This window comes from Moraxella bovoculi (assembly GCF_000988745.2).
In the GTDB taxonomy this organism is placed as follows: Bacteria; Pseudomonadota; Gammaproteobacteria; order Pseudomonadales; family Moraxellaceae; genus Moraxella; species Moraxella bovoculi.
Map to the genome: position 1 here is coordinate 1,019,818 of NZ_CP011381.2, position 20,028 is coordinate 1,039,845.

The 20,028-nt window shown below is 45.7% G+C and carries 16 protein-coding genes; 9 read left to right on the forward strand and 7 right to left on the reverse strand.

Annotation, left to right across the window (positions count from 1 at the left end; translation table 11 throughout):
* Positions 1-63 precede the first annotated feature (63 nt).
* The gene (gene trmA / locus AAX10_RS04575) at positions 64-1,173 is read left to right on the forward strand and encodes a tRNA (uridine(54)-C5)-methyltransferase TrmA (RefSeq protein WP_046700614.1); all 1,110 of its coding nucleotides are present in this window, start codon (positions 64-66) and stop codon (positions 1,171-1,173) included.
* Here trmA and AAX10_RS04580 read toward each other — a convergent pair whose 3' ends face one another.
* Entirely contained in the window at positions 1,174-1,833 is a 660-nt protein-coding gene (locus AAX10_RS04580; RefSeq protein WP_046699971.1) for a putative quorum-sensing-regulated virulence factor, read from the reverse strand.
* A 109-nt stretch (positions 1,834-1,942) separates the two neighbouring features.
* Between AAX10_RS04580 and prfA the strand changes: the two genes are divergently transcribed.
* The 8 genes from prfA (at position 1,943) to AAX10_RS04620 (ending at position 13,107) form a co-directional block, all read left to right on the forward strand.
* On the forward strand, positions 1,943-3,022 hold the full coding sequence (gene prfA, locus AAX10_RS04585) for a peptide chain release factor 1 (protein WP_046698152.1): 1,080 nt from the start codon (positions 1,943-1,945) through the stop codon (positions 3,020-3,022).
* 65 nt (positions 3,023-3,087) lie between these two features.
* Positions 3,088-3,273, forward strand: coding sequence for a DUF2798 domain-containing protein (locus AAX10_RS04590; RefSeq protein WP_080947041.1), 186 nt, complete (start codon positions 3,088-3,090; stop codon positions 3,271-3,273).
* Positions 3,274-3,283: 10 nt separating this feature from the next.
* A complete protein-coding gene (locus AAX10_RS04595) occupies positions 3,284-3,673 on the forward strand; it encodes a hypothetical protein (protein ID WP_149038853.1) in 390 nt (129 codons plus the stop codon).
* 120 nt (positions 3,674-3,793) lie between these two features.
* Positions 3,794-5,323 carry a lysine--tRNA ligase gene (gene lysS / locus AAX10_RS04600; protein ID WP_046699972.1) on the forward strand — a complete coding sequence of 510 codons (1,530 nt, stop codon included), beginning with the start codon at positions 3,794-3,796 and terminating at the stop codon, positions 5,321-5,323.
* 142 nt (positions 5,324-5,465) lie between these two features.
* A complete protein-coding gene (gene dnaX / locus AAX10_RS04605; protein WP_046699973.1) occupies positions 5,466-7,574 on the forward strand; it encodes a DNA polymerase III subunit gamma/tau in 2,109 nt (702 codons plus the stop codon).
* 321 nt (positions 7,575-7,895) lie between these two features.
* Positions 7,896-8,768 (forward strand): LysR family transcriptional regulator, encoded by an 873-nt coding sequence (locus tag AAX10_RS04610; protein WP_036362575.1) that lies wholly within the window; start codon positions 7,896-7,898, stop codon positions 8,766-8,768.
* 144 nt (positions 8,769-8,912) lie between these two features.
* Complete coding sequence (locus AAX10_RS04615; protein WP_046699974.1) at positions 8,913-11,378, forward strand: hypothetical protein; 2,466 nt, start codon at positions 8,913-8,915, stop codon at positions 11,376-11,378.
* 16 nt (positions 11,379-11,394) lie between these two features.
* Positions 11,395-13,107, forward strand: coding sequence for a hypothetical protein (locus tag AAX10_RS04620; RefSeq protein WP_046699975.1), 1,713 nt, complete (start codon positions 11,395-11,397; stop codon positions 13,105-13,107).
* 196 nt (positions 13,108-13,303) lie between these two features.
* Here AAX10_RS04620 and accC read toward each other — a convergent pair whose 3' ends face one another.
* The 6 genes from accC to secD all read right to left on the reverse strand — a co-directional run bounded on the left by accC (position 13,304) and on the right by secD (position 20,026).
* Entirely contained in the window at positions 13,304-14,656 is a 1,353-nt protein-coding gene (accC, locus tag AAX10_RS04625; protein WP_046698159.1) for an acetyl-CoA carboxylase biotin carboxylase subunit, read from the reverse strand.
* 7 nt (positions 14,657-14,663) lie between these two features.
* Positions 14,664-15,092 (reverse strand): acetyl-CoA carboxylase biotin carboxyl carrier protein, encoded by a 429-nt coding sequence (gene accB / locus AAX10_RS04630; RefSeq protein WP_046698160.1) that lies wholly within the window; start codon positions 15,090-15,092, stop codon positions 14,664-14,666.
* A 265-nt stretch (positions 15,093-15,357) separates the two neighbouring features.
* Positions 15,358-15,972: an LOG family protein gene (locus tag AAX10_RS04635; RefSeq protein ID WP_046699976.1), complete on the reverse strand. Its 615-nt coding sequence runs from the start codon at positions 15,970-15,972 to the stop codon at positions 15,358-15,360.
* A 31-nt stretch (positions 15,973-16,003) separates the two neighbouring features.
* Positions 16,004-16,906, reverse strand: a complete 903-nt coding sequence (locus AAX10_RS04640; RefSeq protein ID WP_046699977.1) for a DMT family transporter — start codon at positions 16,904-16,906, stop codon at positions 16,004-16,006.
* A 90-nt stretch (positions 16,907-16,996) separates the two neighbouring features.
* Positions 16,997-18,139, reverse strand: a complete 1,143-nt coding sequence (gene secF / locus AAX10_RS04645) for a protein translocase subunit SecF (RefSeq protein WP_046699978.1) — start codon at positions 18,137-18,139, stop codon at positions 16,997-16,999.
* 9 nt (positions 18,140-18,148) lie between these two features.
* Positions 18,149-20,026 carry a protein translocase subunit SecD gene (gene secD / locus AAX10_RS04650; protein WP_046699979.1) on the reverse strand — a complete coding sequence of 626 codons (1,878 nt, stop codon included), beginning with the start codon at positions 20,024-20,026 and terminating at the stop codon, positions 18,149-18,151.
* Between the last annotated feature and the right edge of the window lie 2 nt (positions 20,027-20,028).

Consider the following 20,028-nt stretch of genomic DNA (forward strand, 5'->3'; position numbering starts at 1 on the left):
ACAATATTTTGTTGTCTGGCTTAGCATCTGTTATAATGCATGTTTTATTTAGATATTGATATGATGAATCCTCAAGCCTACCAAGCCCAGTTGTCCGCTAAGATTGACCGCATTCAATCGCAGTTTGCACAGTTTAACCCCCCAACCCTAGAGATCTATGAATCGCTTGTCAGTTATTTTCGTCAGCGTGCTGAATTTAGAATTTGGCACACCGAAGATGATTTGTTCTATGCGATGTTCGAGCGCAATGATTCTGGTAATAAAAGCGTCGCACGCATGGATGAATTTCCCATAGCGAGCAGGGCGATTAATGAGCTGATGCCGATTTTACTTAATCATCTTAAAGCTGATCCGCTGTTGTCAGAGCGATTATTTGAAGTGCATTTTTTAAATACCTTGAACGGACAAATGCTGGTTACGCTCATCTACCACAAGAAGCTGAACGAACAATGGCAAGCTTTGGCAAGCGATTTGGCCGATAAATTAAACATCAAGCTCATCGGGCGTAGCCGCGGACAAAAATTAGTATTGTCCGATGATTTCGTCGTCGAGAAGATGACGGTGAGCATTAAGGGGCAAGACGAGGATTTTTATTATCAGCAGATTGAAGGTGGGTTTAGTCAGCCTAATGCTTATGTGTGTCGCCACATGCTAAATTTTGCTTGCGATGTAGCGGACAAAATCAGCCAAAATGACCAGAGGGATCTGCTGGAGTTGTACTGTGGCAATGGCAATTTTACCCTGCCATTGTCTAAATATTTTAATCGAGTGCTTGCCACTGAGCTGGCAAAATCATCGGTAAACTCAGCCAAATGGGCGATTGACCATAACGACATCCAGAACATTGCCATCGCGCGTCTGTCTGCCGAAGAGTTCAGTCAGGCGCATAATGGCGAACGTGAATTTAGACGATTGGCCGAGAGCGATATCGATATCAAATCTTACGATTTTAATGCTGTATTTGTTGATCCGCCGCGCGCAGGAATTGATGATGAGACGTTAAAGATTTTGGCGAATTTTGAGAATATTATTTATATCTCGTGTAATCCTGATACACTGTTCGATAATTTGCAGATGCTATGTCACACGCATGAAATCAAGCGTTTTGCGTTATTTGATCAATTTCCCTACACGCATCACATCGAAAGCGGTGTTTGGCTTGTCAAGAGATAATCAGCATTCTAGCGCCGTCTTTAGCGCAATATCAATGTCTTGTCTGGCAAGCCATCGCTTATAATCAGACGGTATGTCTTTGAATTCTTTGCCTTTGTGCTTGCCAAATGGCATGTTCTTAGGCAGGCAATTCAAGAACAGCGTCTCAAAGTCGTCTGCTTCAATGCGCTCATTCAACGCCATCAGCACCTTATGGGTAAACAGCACATCAAAATACGCCCCATGCGCGTGCATCTTATAAGTCTGCTTATCATCTGGATAAAAGTGCGTCAGTAGCGCGCCAAGGCTAAACTTGGGCAACTCATCAAAAAATTTCCGCGCCAGTATGCAGGTACAAATCGGCTTGATATTTGATATATCAACGCCTGCATTTTTGAGAACACTAAGATCATAACTGATGTGATGACCGATGAGATAGGTGGTTTGTGGCATGACAAAACTGGTGTGGGGCGGGCATTCTGCAACGTCTTCATCATAGATGCCAGTGACTTTGCTGGCGCCGTATTCGATGGGTTTTTGAGGGTTGAACCGAGCGTTAAAATGCTGACCTGTCGGCATAAGAAAGGTGTCAATCTCAAGCCATGCGATTTCGGTGGCATGAGGGTCTTTGGTGCCTGTGGTCTCTGTGTCTAAAATCAGCGCATGGGAAGAAGTATTCATCTGGTAGGTTTAAATTTTAAAAAAGATTGAGCGGATTATACCAAAAATTTAATGCAAAAACCGTCAAAATATGGCAAAATAACCCGTCTAAAATTAGCTTATAAATACTATGAAAGAGAGCCTACGCCACCGCCTAGACCAAATGGCGGACAGATTTGAAGAAGTGACCGCCTTATTATCTGACCCTGACACGATCAGCGACAGTAAGAAATTCCGTGCCTTGTCGGTTGAGCATAGCGATTTGTCCGAGCTTGTGGACGCTTGGGGAAAGTTTTGCCAGGCTGAAGAAGACCTAGCAACTGCTAATGAAATGCTGTCCGACCCTGACATGAAAGAGATGGCAGAAGAAGAGATTGATGCTGCCAAAGCTGAGATTGAGCGTCTGGGCGATGTGCTAAATGTCCTAATGCTGCCCAAGGATCCCAACGATAAGGCGACCGCCTTTTTGGAGATTCGAGCAGGGACAGGGGGTGATGAAGCGGCGATATTTAGTGGCGATTTGTTCCGTATGTACCAAAAATATGCCCAAAGTCAAGGTTGGCAGGTGGAAGTCTTATCTGCTAACGAAGGCGAGCATGGTGGCTATAAGGAAATCATCACCCGAGTGTCGGGCGTGGGCGTGTATGGACGGCTTAAATTTGAAAGTGGGGCTCATCGGGTTCAGCGTGTACCAGCCACCGAGTCACAGGGACGTGTACATACGTCCGCTTGTACGGTTGCCATTATGCCTGAGATTGAGCTTGATGATACGGTTGATATTAATCCTGCTGACCTACGCATTGACACCTATCGCTCAAGCGGGGCTGGCGGTCAGCACGTCAATACCACTGATTCTGCCGTGCGAATCACTCACATTCCCACAGGCGTGGTTGCCGAATGCCAACAAGAACGCTCACAGCACGCCAACAAAGACAAGGCGATGAAAATGCTTGTCGCCAAAATCCAACAAGCCAAAGTCCAAGCCCAGCTTGACGCCACAAGCGACATGAGACGAAATTTGGTGGGTTCAGGCGACCGCTCCGAGCGTATCCGCACCTATAATTTCCCGCAAGGACGCATGACCGACCACCGTATCAATCTGACGCTTTATAAGCTAGATGCCATTATGGAAGGCGATTTGGGGGAATTATTGGATGCACTCTTGCGTGAACACCAAGCTGACCTAATGGCTAGCGTTGGTGGTGAATAACTAAGAGCGTACAGCATGAAAGGTTTTATTCCTGCCAAATTTACGCCAATTGTCTTTGCGTTCATATGTCTGGCATCATGGCATTCTTGATGTCGGCGGTGTCGGCTGTGGTGAATACTGGCTTTGGTGGTAAGTATTTTACACGTGTGATTGGCGCGTATTTGATTGCCTTTCCCATTGCTTTTGTTTGTGTGGCGATACTAAGACCAGTTGTGATGAAATTGGTGGATTTAACCATCAAAAAATCGTGAGACCAATATAATGAGATTGAAACTTGTGATGATATTGGCGTTTTCCATATTAGGCTGTGCCCACTCACCCAATATAGAAAATGAGAAAATCACACCCAAAGAAGTAAAATTTCAATCTAAAAACGCAAGCCCTGCCGAGATTGACGAATGTCAAAAACAAGGTGGCAAGGTGAAGAAGGTGGGTATGCTACAATTTGATAAATGCATCATCACTTATCCCGATGCAGGTGAAATGTGCACCAAAGGCGATGATTGCCAAAGTGAGAGATGTGAGCCAAAATTGAATAATGGGCTCAAGCTAACCAAGGCAATCATAGGCGTATGTAAAGTAGATAACAATCCGTTTGGCTGTCGCAGCTTTATCGAGAGCGGGCAGGTGCTGACACTGTGTGTGGATTGAATCTCTTGATCGTGCTAGGCTGATCGATTGGGATTTAAAGCGTTGGCTTGGAAGTAAATCAGTATCAGAAGCAATAGTTAACCAAATTTAAAATTTAATGTAATGTTCTAAGGCGTAATTATGTCAAATAACCAACCTCAAACCGAACTTATCGACACCAACGAACTCATTCGCCAACGTCTTGAAAAGCTAGATATATTAAAACAAAAGGCAAGCGAGCAAGGCAAAACCGCTTATCCAAACACCTTTAAACCTGCCGACTATTGTGCCGATTTGCAAGACAAATTTGCCAATGTCGATAAAGCAACCCTAGAAGCAGACGCAGAAGAGGGCAATAAGACTTGTGCGAAAGTCGCTGGGCGTGTCATGCTAAACCGTGGCTCGTTTATCGTGATTAGCGACATGACAGGGCGTATTCAGTTGTATGTGGATAGAAAAGGGCTACCTGCCGAGACCTTGGAGCTGATTAAATCCTTAGATTTGGGCGATATTGTCGGGGCGAGCGGTTATATTGGGCGTTCGGGCAAGGGTGATTTGTACATTCATCTAGAAGATTTTGAACTTTTAACCAAGTCGTTACGCCCCTTACCTGATAAATTTCACGGCTTAACCGACACCGAAGTTAAATATCGTCAGCGTTATTTAGATTTAATGGTAAACGAAGACACCCGAAAAACCTTTGAAATCCGTGCCAAAGTGGTGGCGGGCATTCGGGCGTTTTTGGTGGGCGAGCGTTTTATGGAGGTAGAAACGCCGATGATGCACGTTATCCCCGGCGGTGCGTCTGCTCGTCCGTTTGTAACGCACCACAATGCCCTTGATATGGAGCTGTTTTTGCGTATCGCGCCTGAGCTGTACCTAAAACGCCTTGTTGTCGGTGGGTTTGACCGTGTGTTTGAGATTAACCGCAACTTTCGTAACGAAGGCGTGTCCACTCGCCACAACCCTGAATTTACGATGATTGAGTTTTATCAAGCCTATGCTGATTATAAGGATTTGATGAGCTTAACTGAGCGTATGCTTGAAAAATTAGCAACTGATATTTTGGGTACGACCGATCTGCCTTATGGCGATGAAGTGTTCAGCTTTAAAGGCCCATTCAAAAAAATCACGATGTTTGATGCGATTTTGGAACATAACCCAACCTTTACCGCCGACAATGTCAATGACCGTGAATTTTTAGCGAATTTTGTCAAAAATGAATTAAAAGAAGAAGTTAAGCCGTCTTTTGGTTTGGGTAAATTACAGACGATTGTCTTTGAAGAGACGGTAGAAACCAAACTTCGCCAGCCGACTTTCATCACCGAATACCCTGCCGAAACGTCGCCACTGGCCCGCCGTAACGATGACAACCCACACGTTACCGACCGTTTTGAGATGTTTATCGGTGGGCGTGAGCTTGCCAATGGGTTTAGTGAGCTCAACGACCCCATTGACCAAGCCGAGCGTTTCCGCCAGCAGGTTGCTGAAAAAGATGCAGGCGATGACGAAGCGATGCACTATGATGCCGACTTTATCGAAGCCTTAGAATACGGCTTACCGCCAACCGCAGGGCAGGGCATTGGTATTGACCGTCTGGTGATGCTCTTTGCCAATGCACCAAGTATTCGTGATGTGATTTTATTTCCGCACATGAGACACAAAGGTTAATCTAGTAATTAAAAAAGCAGGTGGTATGCCTGCTTTTTATTGGATTTTTATTGGTTGTTTTTGTTTGTTGAATATCGGTTTTGGGTTTAGAGCAGTTGTTTTTTAGTGTATAATTGCCTAATACTTTATTACTAAAACCGTCATGTCCGAATACCAAGTCTTAGCACGCAAATACCGCCCCAAAAATTTTAGTGAATTATTGGGGCAAACCCACGTCTCCCAAGCCCTATCGCACGCCATTGATACAGGGCGATTGCACCATGCTTATCTGTTTACAGGTACTCGTGGCGTGGGTAAGACGACCATTGCACGGATTTTGGCAAAGTGCCTAAACTGCGAAACGGGCATCACCAGCACGCCCTGCGGTGTGTGTGACACCTGCGTGAGCGTCGATAATGGGCGGTTTATTGACCTGATTGAGATTGACGCGGCAAGTCGCACCAAGGTAGAAGACACTCGGGATTTGTTAGAAAATGTCCCTTACGCTCCCACCCAAGGTCGGTACAAGGTGTATCTCATTGACGAGGTGCATATGCTCTCCACACACTCGTTTAATGCTCTGTTAAAAACACTAGAAGAACCCCCTGAGCATGTCAAATTTATCCTAGCGACCACCGACCCCCAAAAGCTCCCTATTACGATCATATCGCGTTGTCTACAGTTCGTGCTTCGTCCGATGTCGCAAGAGCTTTTGCATGAGCATCTAAGTAAAATACTTCAAAATGAAAACATCAGCTATAGTTATAATGCTGTTTGGCAGTTGGCACAATCCGCCAAAGGCTCGGTGCGTGACGCACTGTCATTAACTGACCAAGCCATTGCTTTTGGCGGTGGCAGCCTGAATGACGAGACTGTGGTCAGCATGCTGGGGCTTGTGGACGGGCTAGATGTGATTAACCTGATACAGGATATTTATCTGGATAATCGAAGTAGCGTGGCAAATCATATCTCAAGACTACGCACTCAGATGGTGGATGCGGTCGCGGTACTTGATAGACTGGTTGATAGCCTGCATGAACTTGCCATGATGCAGTTCTTGCCGGTGCCACTTGATAAGAATGATACACAAAAACAAGCCTTCACCCAGCTATCTGCGCAGATACCTGCTGATGTGTTGCAGCTGTATTATGAGATCGCCATCAAATCGCGTGACAGCGTGCGCCTGGCGACCACACCGATGCAGGCACTTGAGATGGGAATTTTGCGATTGCTTGCGTTTCGTCCGCTTTTGACGAATGAAGTATTAAACATTGAGGGCGCACCAGTAGTTGGCTCTGACATTAAAGATGTAGAATCGCCTGATGGTAATCAATCTCACGATGATCATTCTTCTACAGGTGTCGCTCATGGCGATGATACGAATGGTGAAAATCTATTACAGACTGATGATCTTAAGATTGATAACGAGATTAATGCAGTAGCCCATGACAACGACCTGTCATTAGATGAACTTCATCAAGAAGAATCAATTGAACTAAACTTGCATGATCCAGCTTCTAAAAAGCTGACTTACGATGGCAAACAAAGCGATGCTAAGACAGTTGAGGCTGAACCATCCGCTGAATTTTCCTCTAATGATACGATTGGATACAAAGAACCATCAGATGATGTTGGTGGTCATATCGTCGATGATCAAATCGACATCCAAGAGAAGATGGCTTTAGAGTCATCACCTGCAAATCCTATTGAGACCAATGATGCAATCAATCAACAAGATGAGCTGATTTCTCAAACGCTTTTAGCTGACAACCAAACAAACTTAGCCACTAACCCAAAGCAAGCCTTAAAAGCCAAACTGATCGCACCTCAGGTTGAGCTATCAGGCGAGTGGACGGCACAAAAATGGGATTATTGGCTGGCATTGGCGCGTCAAGAGCATCTGTTCAACAATGACGAGTTGGCGCTCTTGCACAGCAGTCGCATGGTGGGGGAAATAGATGGCAAAAGCACGCTGCATGTGGACAGCCATAACTCGCAGGTGGACGTTAGCTTTAACTCTGCCAAAACCAAAATCGCCGAGCGACTACCGAACATGCAACTTCAAGACGACTTGCCATTGTTGGATGTTGCAGAAAAAGCAGACATTCCTTACCAATTACAAAAAAAGCGCGATGCTCAGGTGATGATAGATGCTCAAAATCAAATCATCCAAAGCCCTGTGGTACAGACCTTGTGGCAGCAAGGATTCATTGATGACCACGGAGAAGATACGCGCATCCTATCAGGAACGAAATTAACCTTAGATGATTAATATTTACCATATTTACCATATTTAACATATTTAAATTATTGATTTTAATAAATAATTATAAGAAATTGACGGCTGTTTGACCTAATATGTGAAAATTATTACTAAATCCTTACAAAATACGTGGATTTGTTGCGTTTTATGCAAAAAATATGTATAAATTGTTTACTAATTGCACATAATCTCTGTTATAATATACATTTGACTGGTTTGTGTAACGGGGAAATTAAGGCAAGCGTATAGAGAGATTTTGGCAGATAACCAAAACAGCATCATAAAAGCCAGCCTGCCCTGATGGATTTGGAATAACTTTGAAGGTCGAGTATGTTAGATAATTTGCGTGGTATGGCAGTTTTTGCCAGCGTGGTGCGGCATGGGTCTTTTAGTGGTGCTGCCAAAGAATTGGGTATTACAACAAGTGCTGTCAGTCAGCAGATCCGCTCTCTTGAATTGGATTTGGGCGTGGCGCTACTACATCGCTCAACGCGAAAACTAAGCTTGAGCGAAGCAGGTGAAAGCCTTTATACCGCCGCCTTGCAGATGGTAAAAGCGGTTGAGCAAGGGCGCGACAGCGTTAGTCAATTAAAGGATGAGATTGCAGGCAGTCTTCGTATCGCAACATCGCCAGAGATTGCGCGCGAATATCTGATTTCTGCGCTGAGTACGTGGCTTGACGAGCATGAGAACCTGTCTTTGAATTTGATCGCACGCGGCGAAGAGCTTGACATGATTGAAGATCGCATTGATTTGGCGGTTGTGTTAGAAGAAAATCCGCAAGGCGTAACACTGACTAAAGTCAAGCAGTTGTTGCTTGCGTCGCCAAGTTATCTAGATGTGCATGATGCCATCGGCGCGCCAAAAGACCTGTCATCACACGTCTTCATCACCCATGGTGACAAACAAAACGAGAATCTAGAATTTCAAAAAGGCGAGGATAAATTTAGCATCCGTGTCTCGTCACGCTTGATGAGTAACAATCAAGCCATCGCGCTTGATTTGGCAGCAGCGGGTTATGGCATCGTTAAGTCAAGCGAATTGAACGCTAAGGCGCTCATCGAGTCGGGTAAATTGGTGCCAGTGCTTGCTGATTATCAGCTGCCAACACTGACCTTAGGCGCATCTACTGTCGCCAAAGAGCAGATGCCCACCAAAGCAAAAAAATGCCTCGAAATGCTCATTGCTTATTTTGACAAATAAATCTAAAAAGACCTTGATTGCCTAAGGTCTTTTTTGTTGCTAATAACTGTGAAATTTTTATATCAATCGTTTAAAAAATTGTCGCATTTACGTCATATTTTAGTATAATTGAGTATCATTTTTGATGAAGATTAGGGAATAATGATGAAAATAAGCCAATCAAGTGGTCGATTTGAGACTTTATTGAAGCCTTGCGTGCTATTGGTAGGTGCAGCGATGCTGGCCGCTTGTCAAAATACCAGTACGTTCAGCGATTCAAATACCGCCAATATGGCACAAGCCAATTTGGCGAGCAGTCATGCTGCTGATGCCCGTGCATTATTTAGTGATCAGGTATCATCGCCCATCGTGCGTAACAAGGCAATGCTGACCGAAGCACTGGCGGCGCATTTATCATCAGAAAGACATACGTTAGGCACGTATCACTATAAGGCAGTAAGCATCGGCAACCCTGATGGTGTCGATGCTTCGGCAGATACTTTGCTCGCCAGCGCGATTAAGACCTACGAACACAAGACCAATCAGGACATTCAAGGCTACGAGCCAGATTATTATCGCTCAAGCACGGATTATATTTACGCTGATAGTGATAGCATGGATGATAGCTTGTCCGAGCTGCCTTATCTGCGCTATGATGATGAGCAGCTGGGTCGCACACCTGATAGCACCGTAACACGAGGCGAAGGTTTGGTGTTTGAAGGCGATTATCATACCAAGCGTAGTCTGGCGAACAGTGCGATTAGCGGGTTCCATAGCTGCATTGCCTTAGCTTCATATGAAATTGATGATTTGGTACGAGATGAGCCAAATATTAGCATAAGCAAGCAAGCGGTAAAAGGCCAACTAAAAGCCATCAGTGATTGTCAAAAAGTATTTAACCAGTCCGTTGAAGATGAGAAGTTGTTATCAGGCTCTGGTTATATCAGTTCCGATGTGGCGCATTTCCGTGGCTGCGCGCTGAATTTCGACAAAGGCGTTCGCCAAGTTCTTGCACCAAATCGCCAAACCAAATCTTACGATGACGACAGCTATGCTTATTATAATTTGGTGTACATGGATTATTTTGTGTGCAATGAAGTGGATAATTTTAATCGCGCGCTTGAGCCATGGGATTATCTGAATCAGACTTCTGAACAAGATTTGAAATTAATCGCTGCTCGAAAAGAGTGCGCATTGACACATCAGGCAGGAGTGCAAAAGCTATTCGCGCGTGGTAAATCATACGATAAAAACAAAGAAGAGTTCGCTGATAATTACATCAGCTATATCAATTGTGTTGATGGCTCCATTAAGGATAATACCGATAAGGATTACAACCCTGAGCCGATTAATGAGCTATCAGAAGTATCTGTCCGCACGTCAGAGCAGTATTCAGCCGTGCATGGTTATGGCAGCTATGATGATTACGAACCACAATCTCGCATCTCATCATGGTTCGATGCCTATAAGAGTATGAAAGCTGCACAACAAGAAGGAAGAAAACCTCGCCTGCCGGCGGGTCAGATGCCGAACATTTTTGGTAGTGTATTAGGCAGCATGCTAAATCATATGAAAGTATCACCTGAGCAGGTGCTCGCTCAGAATCTGTATCGTTATAATAACACAGCGCTGACCATACTTAGTCACCATCGTCCGCAGCAGCGCCAAAGCAAGATGCTGTATTCGATGGATTACTACTCTCCCACCGCCGAGCAGTCGATTCAGTTGCCTGTTCTGTTAGACTTCGAACATTCAAAAGCCAAGGCAGATGTCGCTGCACTATTGCCGGTCATCGCCATGCTCACCCCAAAACATGCACCCTTACCCAATGAACTGCCTGATCAAGAGATAACCTTTACACTACCAAATGATCTGCATAATCAACTGCCGATGACGGTGATCTATGATGCGACCCAAAAAGGCGTTCTAAATGCCTTTAATGAGCTTGATGGCGATCAATTTACCGCTATTGACATCAGCGATGATAAATTTGCCAAAGATATTGGAGCGAGTCGCGCTATTAAGGTGAATTTTGACGCTTATGGAACGGGTCAGTTCATGGGTGTGATCATCAAGCACATTGGTAAAGCCTTAAAATCATACGTTGATGCACATCCTGAAGTGTACGAACAGGGCGACAAGGGCGATAACATCAAGCGCGCCATTGACGACTTGGCGATCATCAATGACGGCTATCACACGCGTGATCTGGGCGGTCTGATGCAGATCATTGAAGGTGTTTTACCCGTGGACTTTCATCAGGCGAATTACTTTTACCTGAATCGCCAAGGCAAAATCGTTGGCATGCAAGTGATTGGTAGATTTGATGATGCGATGCAGCAGATTCGCGTTGAGACTGTGGGTCAGGTGCGTTATTCTAACATACCATTTGAGCATCCATTGAATGATAAATTTGCGAATAGCTTTAGCACAGCAGGAGAATTTGATGGTACGGTTTGGCTATCAGACATCAGTCAAGAAGCCAAACTTAAAAAACAGGCATTAGAAGAGCGACTGTCTTATGAAGAATCATATGATGAGTACGGCGATGATGATCTTTATGATGATGCTGAAGGTGCAACCACCGCAGCTAAAGCAGCTACTGCCACTGCGCAATATAGCCAAGACTAAATAATAAGGACATATGATGACTTTAATGAAATTTACACCCTTTGCGATCGCTGTGTCGCTTGCCTTATCAGCTTGCACCACAACAGGACAAAGTGCGCTAACCCCTGAAGAATCCAAAATACCCACCGCGCCAGATGCCAAATCAGCATTAAGCCAAGCAATTCAATCTCAGCTGCGCTCATCTTTTGATTATCAAACGACGGTCTACGCCTCCAATCATATTCGCCGTGATGCATTGGCGAATGCCACGCCCGAACAGCTGTCTGCCGCTGACGACATGATGAGAGTGTGCGAAAATGAACACGAAGAAGCGTACGTTGCACTATTAAAATCAGAACCATCTGACGATTTAGATGATCAAAAACAAGCCATTAAAGAGCGCTATCTATCATGTGTAAGTGATCAATATGGCGTGGATGCTTACGAGAGCTTTGATTTTGAAGAGTTTTATCAACAGTCTAAAGACTTAACTCCTGAAGAGATGAGAGAGGTACTTACCACTGCCATCTCTGCTCATGCAGAAAGCCAAAAGCTAAAACTCCAAGAAGTCAATTCTGCTAAGCATGACGGCAATCACACCGCACTTGATGTCAAGAAAGCCAAGCTGTTGAACGAATATCTCATCAAGCCCACCAAGGCTACGATTGTGGGGCGCTATCAGCCGCTATCTGGCATAATCACTGCTTTGCCAAGTGTTGAATATCATTCCAAGAATCTCAATATCGCCATGAATCAGCCGATTTACGTTGATCTAAAAGCAGGAATCATTTACCTGTGGGCGGACAATTTCGCGTTGGCGAACAGCAATCTGGCTGACAAGAATCTTGGCGATAAATGGCATAATAAATGGCTTGCCATTCCGCTAAATGACGGTAGCCTGCCTGAGGGCTTTGCCAAAGAATTCATCCGCGCCTACCTTAACGCCAAGAAAGAAAGCTTCCAAAGTCTAGATGATGCATCCATCAAGCAAGTCTCTGCGCAGGCACTATACGACTTGCCGTTCTTTGAAGAGAATGTCAATGACACAGTGAAATCTCGCATCAACGACAGTACGCGCATCATTCAAAATGCACCAACTGCCAAGGCACGAGCCTATAGCCGCTATATCTTCGCTGACACATTGTATAATGATATCACTGCCAAATACCCGCAGCTTCAGAATGAACCGACTTATCATGAGTACGACTTGATTGATGGTGAAAGCAGCATCAATGTGAGCGCACCCATCGGTCAGAGCCAGGATGAAACAGACACTACTGATAAGCTAAAATTCAGCAGCGAAAAATTCATGGGCTTGCTACTAAGCATTCTAAGAGTTCAAATTGACGGCTATTATGACAATCTAAATCAGTCAGGGTCAGCAGCTGAAGAAAGCGAGGTGTCTTCATATGCGCCCGTTTGGCATTACGGCATCAAATCAGGTCAGATCAACTGGATACATTATCGTCATTATCTGACTAAGCAAATCAAACAAGGTCAGCTCGCTAAAGATGTGATCTCTGCCAAAGAGCCGATGTTTGTGGATGTATTTACGACCATCAATCCTAAGGCCAGCCATGACTTTGATCGTCTGCCAAGTCATCTGCGTGTGCCAAATGCTCAAAATAGCGTAAACGTGTTTGAGTATGGTAACGAATTCATTGAACGCCTAAAGTCCAGCGATGATAAATATCGCCAAATCATGCTACAGTTGCTAATGGGGGCAGAAGATGCGCAGGAAGATCATTAATCGACGCAGACAACGACCACATCCCGCCAAGCTAAGAGCTACTCGCTTGGCAAGGCGTAATATTCGCCAGCAACATCTTGTGGCGAAAAGACGTCAGCTCTGGCGCTTTATCTGTATCAAAAAAGTGGTTTTGGCTGAGAGTTAATTCGTTATAACTTGACAAATAAATAAGGGTGCTGATCGCACCCTTATTTGATTATTTGCTGTCTTGTGGCTTTAGCAGATGATTTTCTAGATAATGAATGTTTTGTGCTTCATTAACAAAATTCTCATCTTGGAGAATGACATCACGATGTAGTGGAATGTTGGTCTTGATGCCTTCGATGATCAGCTCATCCAATGCGTGCAATGTCTTTGCAACGGCTTGACTGCGTGTTTGCGCATGGCAGATCAGCTTACCAATCATTGAGTCATAGTAGCTAGGGATGTTATACCCTTGATACAGATGACTATCAAAGCGTACGCCAGAACCGCTTGGTGCGAACATATTTTCGATCTTGCCAGGGCAGGGCATGAAAGTCTTAGGATCTTCCGCGTTGATACGGCATTCGATGGCATGACCGCGGATGGTGATCTCGTCTTGATGATAAGACAGTCCATAACCTGCGGCGATTTTTAATTGCTCAACGATGATGTCAATGCCCGTAATCATCTCAGTAACAGGGTGTTCTACCTGAACACGTGTATTCATCTCAATAAAGAAGAATTGACCGTCTTCATATAGAAACTCAAAGGTGCCCGCACCGCGATACTTAATCTGCTCACAAGCGCGCACGCACGCATCTAGAATTGGCTGTCTGATGTCATCAGGAATGCCAGGTGCTGGCGCTTCTTCTAGTACTTTTTGGTGGCGGCGCTGTAGCGAGCAGTCACGATCGAACAGGTGTAGGGCATTACCATTACCATCGCCAAGTACCTGAACCTCGACATGGCGAGGGTTCTTTAAGAATCGCTCCATATATACGGTGTCATCACCAAAGGCGCTTTCAGCCTCTGCCTTGGCAGCTTGTACTTGGTTGATGAGTTCTTCGAAGCGTTCTACCACACGCATGCCACGACCACCACCGCCAGCTGCTGCTTTTACGATCAGCGGAAAGCCGATGTTCTTAGCCTGCTCTTCGGCGTTGTGTAGGGTGATTGCGCCAACAGAGCCTGGCACAGTCGGCACGCCCGCTTTTTTCATGGCGTTAATGGCTGATACTTTGTTACCCATTAGGCGAATGTGATCAGCATGAGGACCCACGAAGGTCAGACCCGCTTCTTCTACTTTCTCAGCAAAGTCAGCATTCTCCGACAAAAAACCATAACCGGGGTGAATCGCATCCGCGCCAGTCACTTCAGCAGCCGATAGGATGGCATTCACGTCAAGATAACTTTGAGAAGAAGGGGCGTTACCGATGCATACCGCTTCATCTACGAATCGCAGGTGCATGAGATCTTTGTCGGCTGTCGAGTACACGCCCACGGTAGAGATGCCCAGCTGCTTACAGGCACGTACGATGCGCAGGGCGATCTCACCACGGTTTGCAATCAATAGTTTTTTAATCATGATTCACCTACGCTTTGTAGCGGATGACAGGCTGACCGAATTGTACCACGTCGGCATTATTTACCAGAATCTCTTCGATGATGCCGCTTTGGGTGGCCTCTAATGGGTTCATGATTTTCATTGCTTCGATGATACCTAGCTGGTCGCCTGCTTGGACTTTTTGACCGACTTTAACGAACGGAGGATCATTTGGGCTAGGTGCTGAATAGAATACACCCACCATTGGCGAGGTTTCAACTTTGCCGCTCGGTGCCTTTGGTGCGGTGGCCGCTGCAGGTGCAGCAGGTGCGGCTGTGGTTGCGACAGGTGCGGCGATGGTCTGTACAGCGACGTTACGGGTTAGATTCACGTAGTTATCATCATGACCGTATTCAAGATTGACCAGATCTTTTTCTTCCATTAAATCAATGAGTTCACGAATTTTTTTGATGTCCATAGCCATCACCTTTTTAACAATGGGTTGAAATTAAAAAATTAAATAACACCGTTTATTGTAACAAATTTTTTCAAAAACGCCTAGCGTAAAACTGGGAGTGCGTCATTTAACTTGCTAAAAATTGTTCAAAATGCGCCAACAAACACGCAAAAAAACAGATTGAATATAGTGTACATTCGTTTTATTTTATTGCAAGTGTTTTTTGTATGAATTTTGATGATTTCATCAAAAAATGCTCAATTTTTAGCAAATATTTCATCAAGAATTACCAATTTGGAGTGTCTTGTTCGCCCAGCCAACTTGGGCGTACCCATTTGGGCGCATCTTTAAATTCAAAGTTTGCCATTTGCTTTAATAATTCTGCAGGATCATCAGATACACAGATCAGACCCATGTTCGACTGCGGCATGAAGCCTTCATCTGCGCATCGCTGCAGTGTCTCTAAGAACGGTGTAAAAAATCCTTTGGTGTTAAGAATGCCGATCGGTTTGGCGTGCTGACGTAGCTGTAGCAATGACAGCACTTCATAAAGCTCCTCCAAGGTGCCAATACCACCTGCCATGGCGATAAATCCATCAGCAAGCTCAATCATCTTGTATTTTCTGGTTGCCATGTCAGGTGTCTCGATTAATTGGGTTAATCCTAGATGAGCAACTTCTTTTTGCTTTAAGAATGTAGGAATCACGCCCGTCACTGTTCCGCCATGCGCTAGGGTAGCATCTGCAATGGTGCCCATCAGACCTACTTTACCACCGCCGTAGATGAGGTGCATGCCTTGGAAGGCCAGAGTTTTGCCCATCTGCTTGGCCGCTTCGTAATAATCGGGTGTCGTCCCGAAGTTTGAACCGCAGTAGATGGTGATGTTTTTTAGAGTGTTCATATAGCCTCCTATGATTAAGATGGTTTTTAAATTAAGAACGATTGAGCCAGCGCCACGGCTGTACCGTGCCAAGCCCCATGCCAATGAGACCGAGCACCATGACCGTGCTAAGTGGTTCACCCAGCAGTGGTACAGCGAGCAGGGCAGACATAAAGGGCGCAAGTGACGATAGCCCGCCCGCCTGAAAAGCACCCAATCGCGCGACCGCCATGGCATAAGTAACTGTGGCAACAATCATCACCAGTACGCTATGAAAGATGCCTTGTATGCCTAGGTGAATGATGCTTGCGTTCGGCGAAGAAAATCCAATAAAAAATGCATAGATCGGCAAATAAATAACCGCCGACCAAAAGACCGTACTGCACATCGCTTGCCATGGAGTTAGTTGCCATTCTCTAAGTAGGACGCTAAAGCCCGCCCAGCAAAAAGCACAAGCCACAAAAATCGCATCACCGGTATTGAAGTGATACGCGCCTGTCATGATCATTGTCGTCATCGCCAATAAAGTCATGATGATGATACCAAGTGCGATTTTGGTATTGCGATCCGGCTTAACCCGAAAGAATGCCCACAGTAGCAGCGCAGTCGCCACAGGAATCATACCATTTAAGAATACAGCACCGTGAACCACAGGCGCAAGGGCAAAGGCGGTATAAACCAGACAGCTATAACCAGCACCACCCATTAGCGCTAGGACAACAGATCGTCTCGACCATAGGAATTGCCAGTCTTTTTGATGGTGGATGACCGGCAGTAGAATCAATGCAGAAAAGGCAAAGCGCATGGCGATCACATCCCAAGGCGAGATTTGCCATGCCACGGTAACTCGTGATAGCAGGCTAAAACTTCCCCATACACACATGGTAAGTAGCACCAGAAGATAGCCTTGGGTTCTTTGCGATAATTGGTTAAATGAATGGCTTGGGTGAAGCATGATTGTATTAATTTGAATTTTTATTATTTATTTAAAGGTATTATACGCCAAAAAGACAAATCCCCAAATATGGCATTTGGGGATTTTTGATTAGTCTTTGGTATTTTGAAGTTCGGGATCGGCGAATACCACCACCTCTTCTTCAAATTCAGGCTTAACCTGTACGACAAAGTCCTCTCGAGACAAACCCATGCGCAGCGGGATTGAGCTGGCAACATAGATCGAAGAGTAAGTACCTGCAATCGTACCGATAAACTGAGCCAGTGCAAACCAGAACAGACCATCACCACCCAAGAATAAGAGCGCAAGCACCACCACGAAAACGGTTCCTGTGGTCATGAAAGTACGTCTTAGTGTTTCGGTCAGTGACAGGTCAACTACTTGATAAGGCGTCAAACCACGAACACGGCGGAAATTCTCGCGAATGCGGTCATAGACAACGATCGTGTCGTTCACCGAATAACCAATCAACGCAAGAACGGCCGCTAGCACGGTCAAGTCAAATGGCCAACCAAAAATAGCAAACAAGCCACACACCACGATCACGTCATGAAACAGTGCCAGTACCGCACCCAAAGCCAGCTTAAACTGGAATCGGAGCGATACATAGACCATCATGAGCAACAGCGCCAAACCGATGGCAAGTAATGAATCTAGATAAATTTCATTACCTACCTGACTGCCAATGATGTTAATGTTCTCAACACTGGCAGGATTTGATGGTAAGTTTAATGCTGAGGTTAGCGCTTGGCTAAGACCTTCAGGGTCTTGGGTATCCTGAGGTGGTAGGCGAACCAATAGTTCACTACGCGTACCTAGATACTGTACAACAGCATCATTAAAGCCTTGCTGCGATAATGCACTGGCAACTTGTGCCTGCTCAACAGGCTGACCATAAGAGACGTCAGCCGACACACCACCGGTAAAATCAAGACCAAGGTTTAATCCCTTAACTGCGATGGCGACCACACTTGCAATCACCAGTAGCGCTGATAGGATAACCATCGGGATCTCAAGCTTCATGAATGGCAGGATGCGACGGTTGCCAATCAGCTTGGCGCCACCTGCTTTTTCAGCGGCTTCATCAACAGCGATGATGTCTTGATTGGCAAGCGCTTCTTCGTTCGCACGAGCATTACTGCCTTTACCATCGCGGCGTGGACCACGGCGACGACGCGCCTCTTTAGCGTTTAGTTCGTCGTGGTTATCGATTGGATTATTATCATTTGTCATCATATACTCCTAACCGATGCTGATTTTTGTCAAGTTTTTACGATAGCCATACCAAATCTGCATGAGTGCACGCGTCACGATGATGGCGGTAAATAAAGACGTGATGATACCAATGGCAAGCGTAATGGCAAAGCCTTTGACAGGACCTGTACCAACCGCGAACAAGATAAACGCTACCAATAGCGTGGTCATGTTGCCATCTAAAATGGAGCTAAACGCACGGTCAAAACCTGCCACGATGGCTGATTTGGCTCTGGCGCCTGCGTCAATCTCTTCACGAATACGCTCAAAGATAAGTACGTTAGCATCGACCGCCATACCCATGGTCAATACGACACCGGCAATACCTGGCAGTGTCAAAGACGAGCCAATGATTGACATGATGGCAGCCAGCATGACAATGTTAAAGGCAAGCGCAATACTGGCAATCACACCACAAGCGCGATAGAAGACGATCATCCACAAGAAGACGAGTAGATAGCCGATTTTTGAGGCGAATAGACCCTTATCGATGTTGTCTTGACCCAATGATGGGCCGATGGTACGCTCTTCAACGAAATACATTGGTGCAGCCAGTGCGCCAGAACGAAGCAGTAGGGCAAGTTCATCAGCCTCGGCGGTAGAGTCCAGACCGGTAATCACAAAAGATGAACCTAGTACAGCATTAATCGTCGCGCGGTTAATGACACGTGTCTCAGAATATGGCGTACGAACTTCTGTCGTCTCTCCAGTCTGAGGTTCGGTCTCGTAGCTTACGCGCTGTTTGTTTTCAATGAATAGCACCGCCATTTGTTTGCCTACAGCAGGAGCTGTAGCGTTTTGCATCAGCCTACCACCTTGAGTGTCAAGGTTTATCGATACTTGTGGGCGGCCATTTTCATCCAGACCTGCTTGAGCGCCTTGAACTTTTTCACCAGTAACGATGGGCTGGCGGTTCAAAAGTATAGGCGGGCCATTTAAGTCACCAAATGGATAAGCTTCGGTGCCAGCAGGCGCAATGCCACCGGTAAAGCTATCAGTGTCATCGCTCACCATGCGAAATTCTAGGTTTGCCGTGCGACCAAGTACACGCTTAGCTTCAGCGGTGTCTTGTACACCAGGCAGCTCAACGACGATGCGGTTAGCGCCCTGTGATTGAACCAAAGCTTCAGCGACACCAAGCTCGTTGATACGGTTACGCAGGGTCGTTAAGTTCTGACCCACTGCATATTCATTAATCTCATTAAGACGAGCTTCGGTGTAGTTTAGTTGTAGTGCTGCGCCTTCGGTATCAGCCAAAGGACGCAATGTGAATTCGTTTGCCATCTGGGCTTGTAAGATGCTCTGTGCGCGATCACGAATGTCATTGCCATTGAACACAAGCATCATACCATCTTCGGTAGTACGTAGGCTTTTGATGGCGATCTTGTCGGCGCGTAGGGCGCGTCTTGCGTCTTGGCTTGCGGTTGCTAGGCGTTGCTCTAGGGCTTTTGCCATGTCCACTTCAAGCACGAAGCGCACACCACCACGCAAGTCTAGACCTAGCTTCATCGGTTTTGCGCCGATGTTACGCAGCCATTCTGGGGTGGTTTGGGCAAGGTTTAGAGCGACGACGTAGTTCTCACCCAATTCACGGCGCAGAACTTCTTGAGCTTTTAATTGATCTTCGGCGGTTGATAGACGCACCAAAGCGCTATTATTACTAAAGCTGCCGCCATGATGGCTAAGTCCTGCTTTATCGAGCAGTCCTTGAGATTCGTTTACAACATCTTCTGTTAATTGCACGCCAGCCGATGCACCAGTAATCTGTACCGCAGGCTCATCAGGGTATAAATTAGGCAGGGCATACAAGCCAGAAATGACGAGCACTACAGCGATAAGTATGTATTTCCAAGCAGGGTAATGCATAG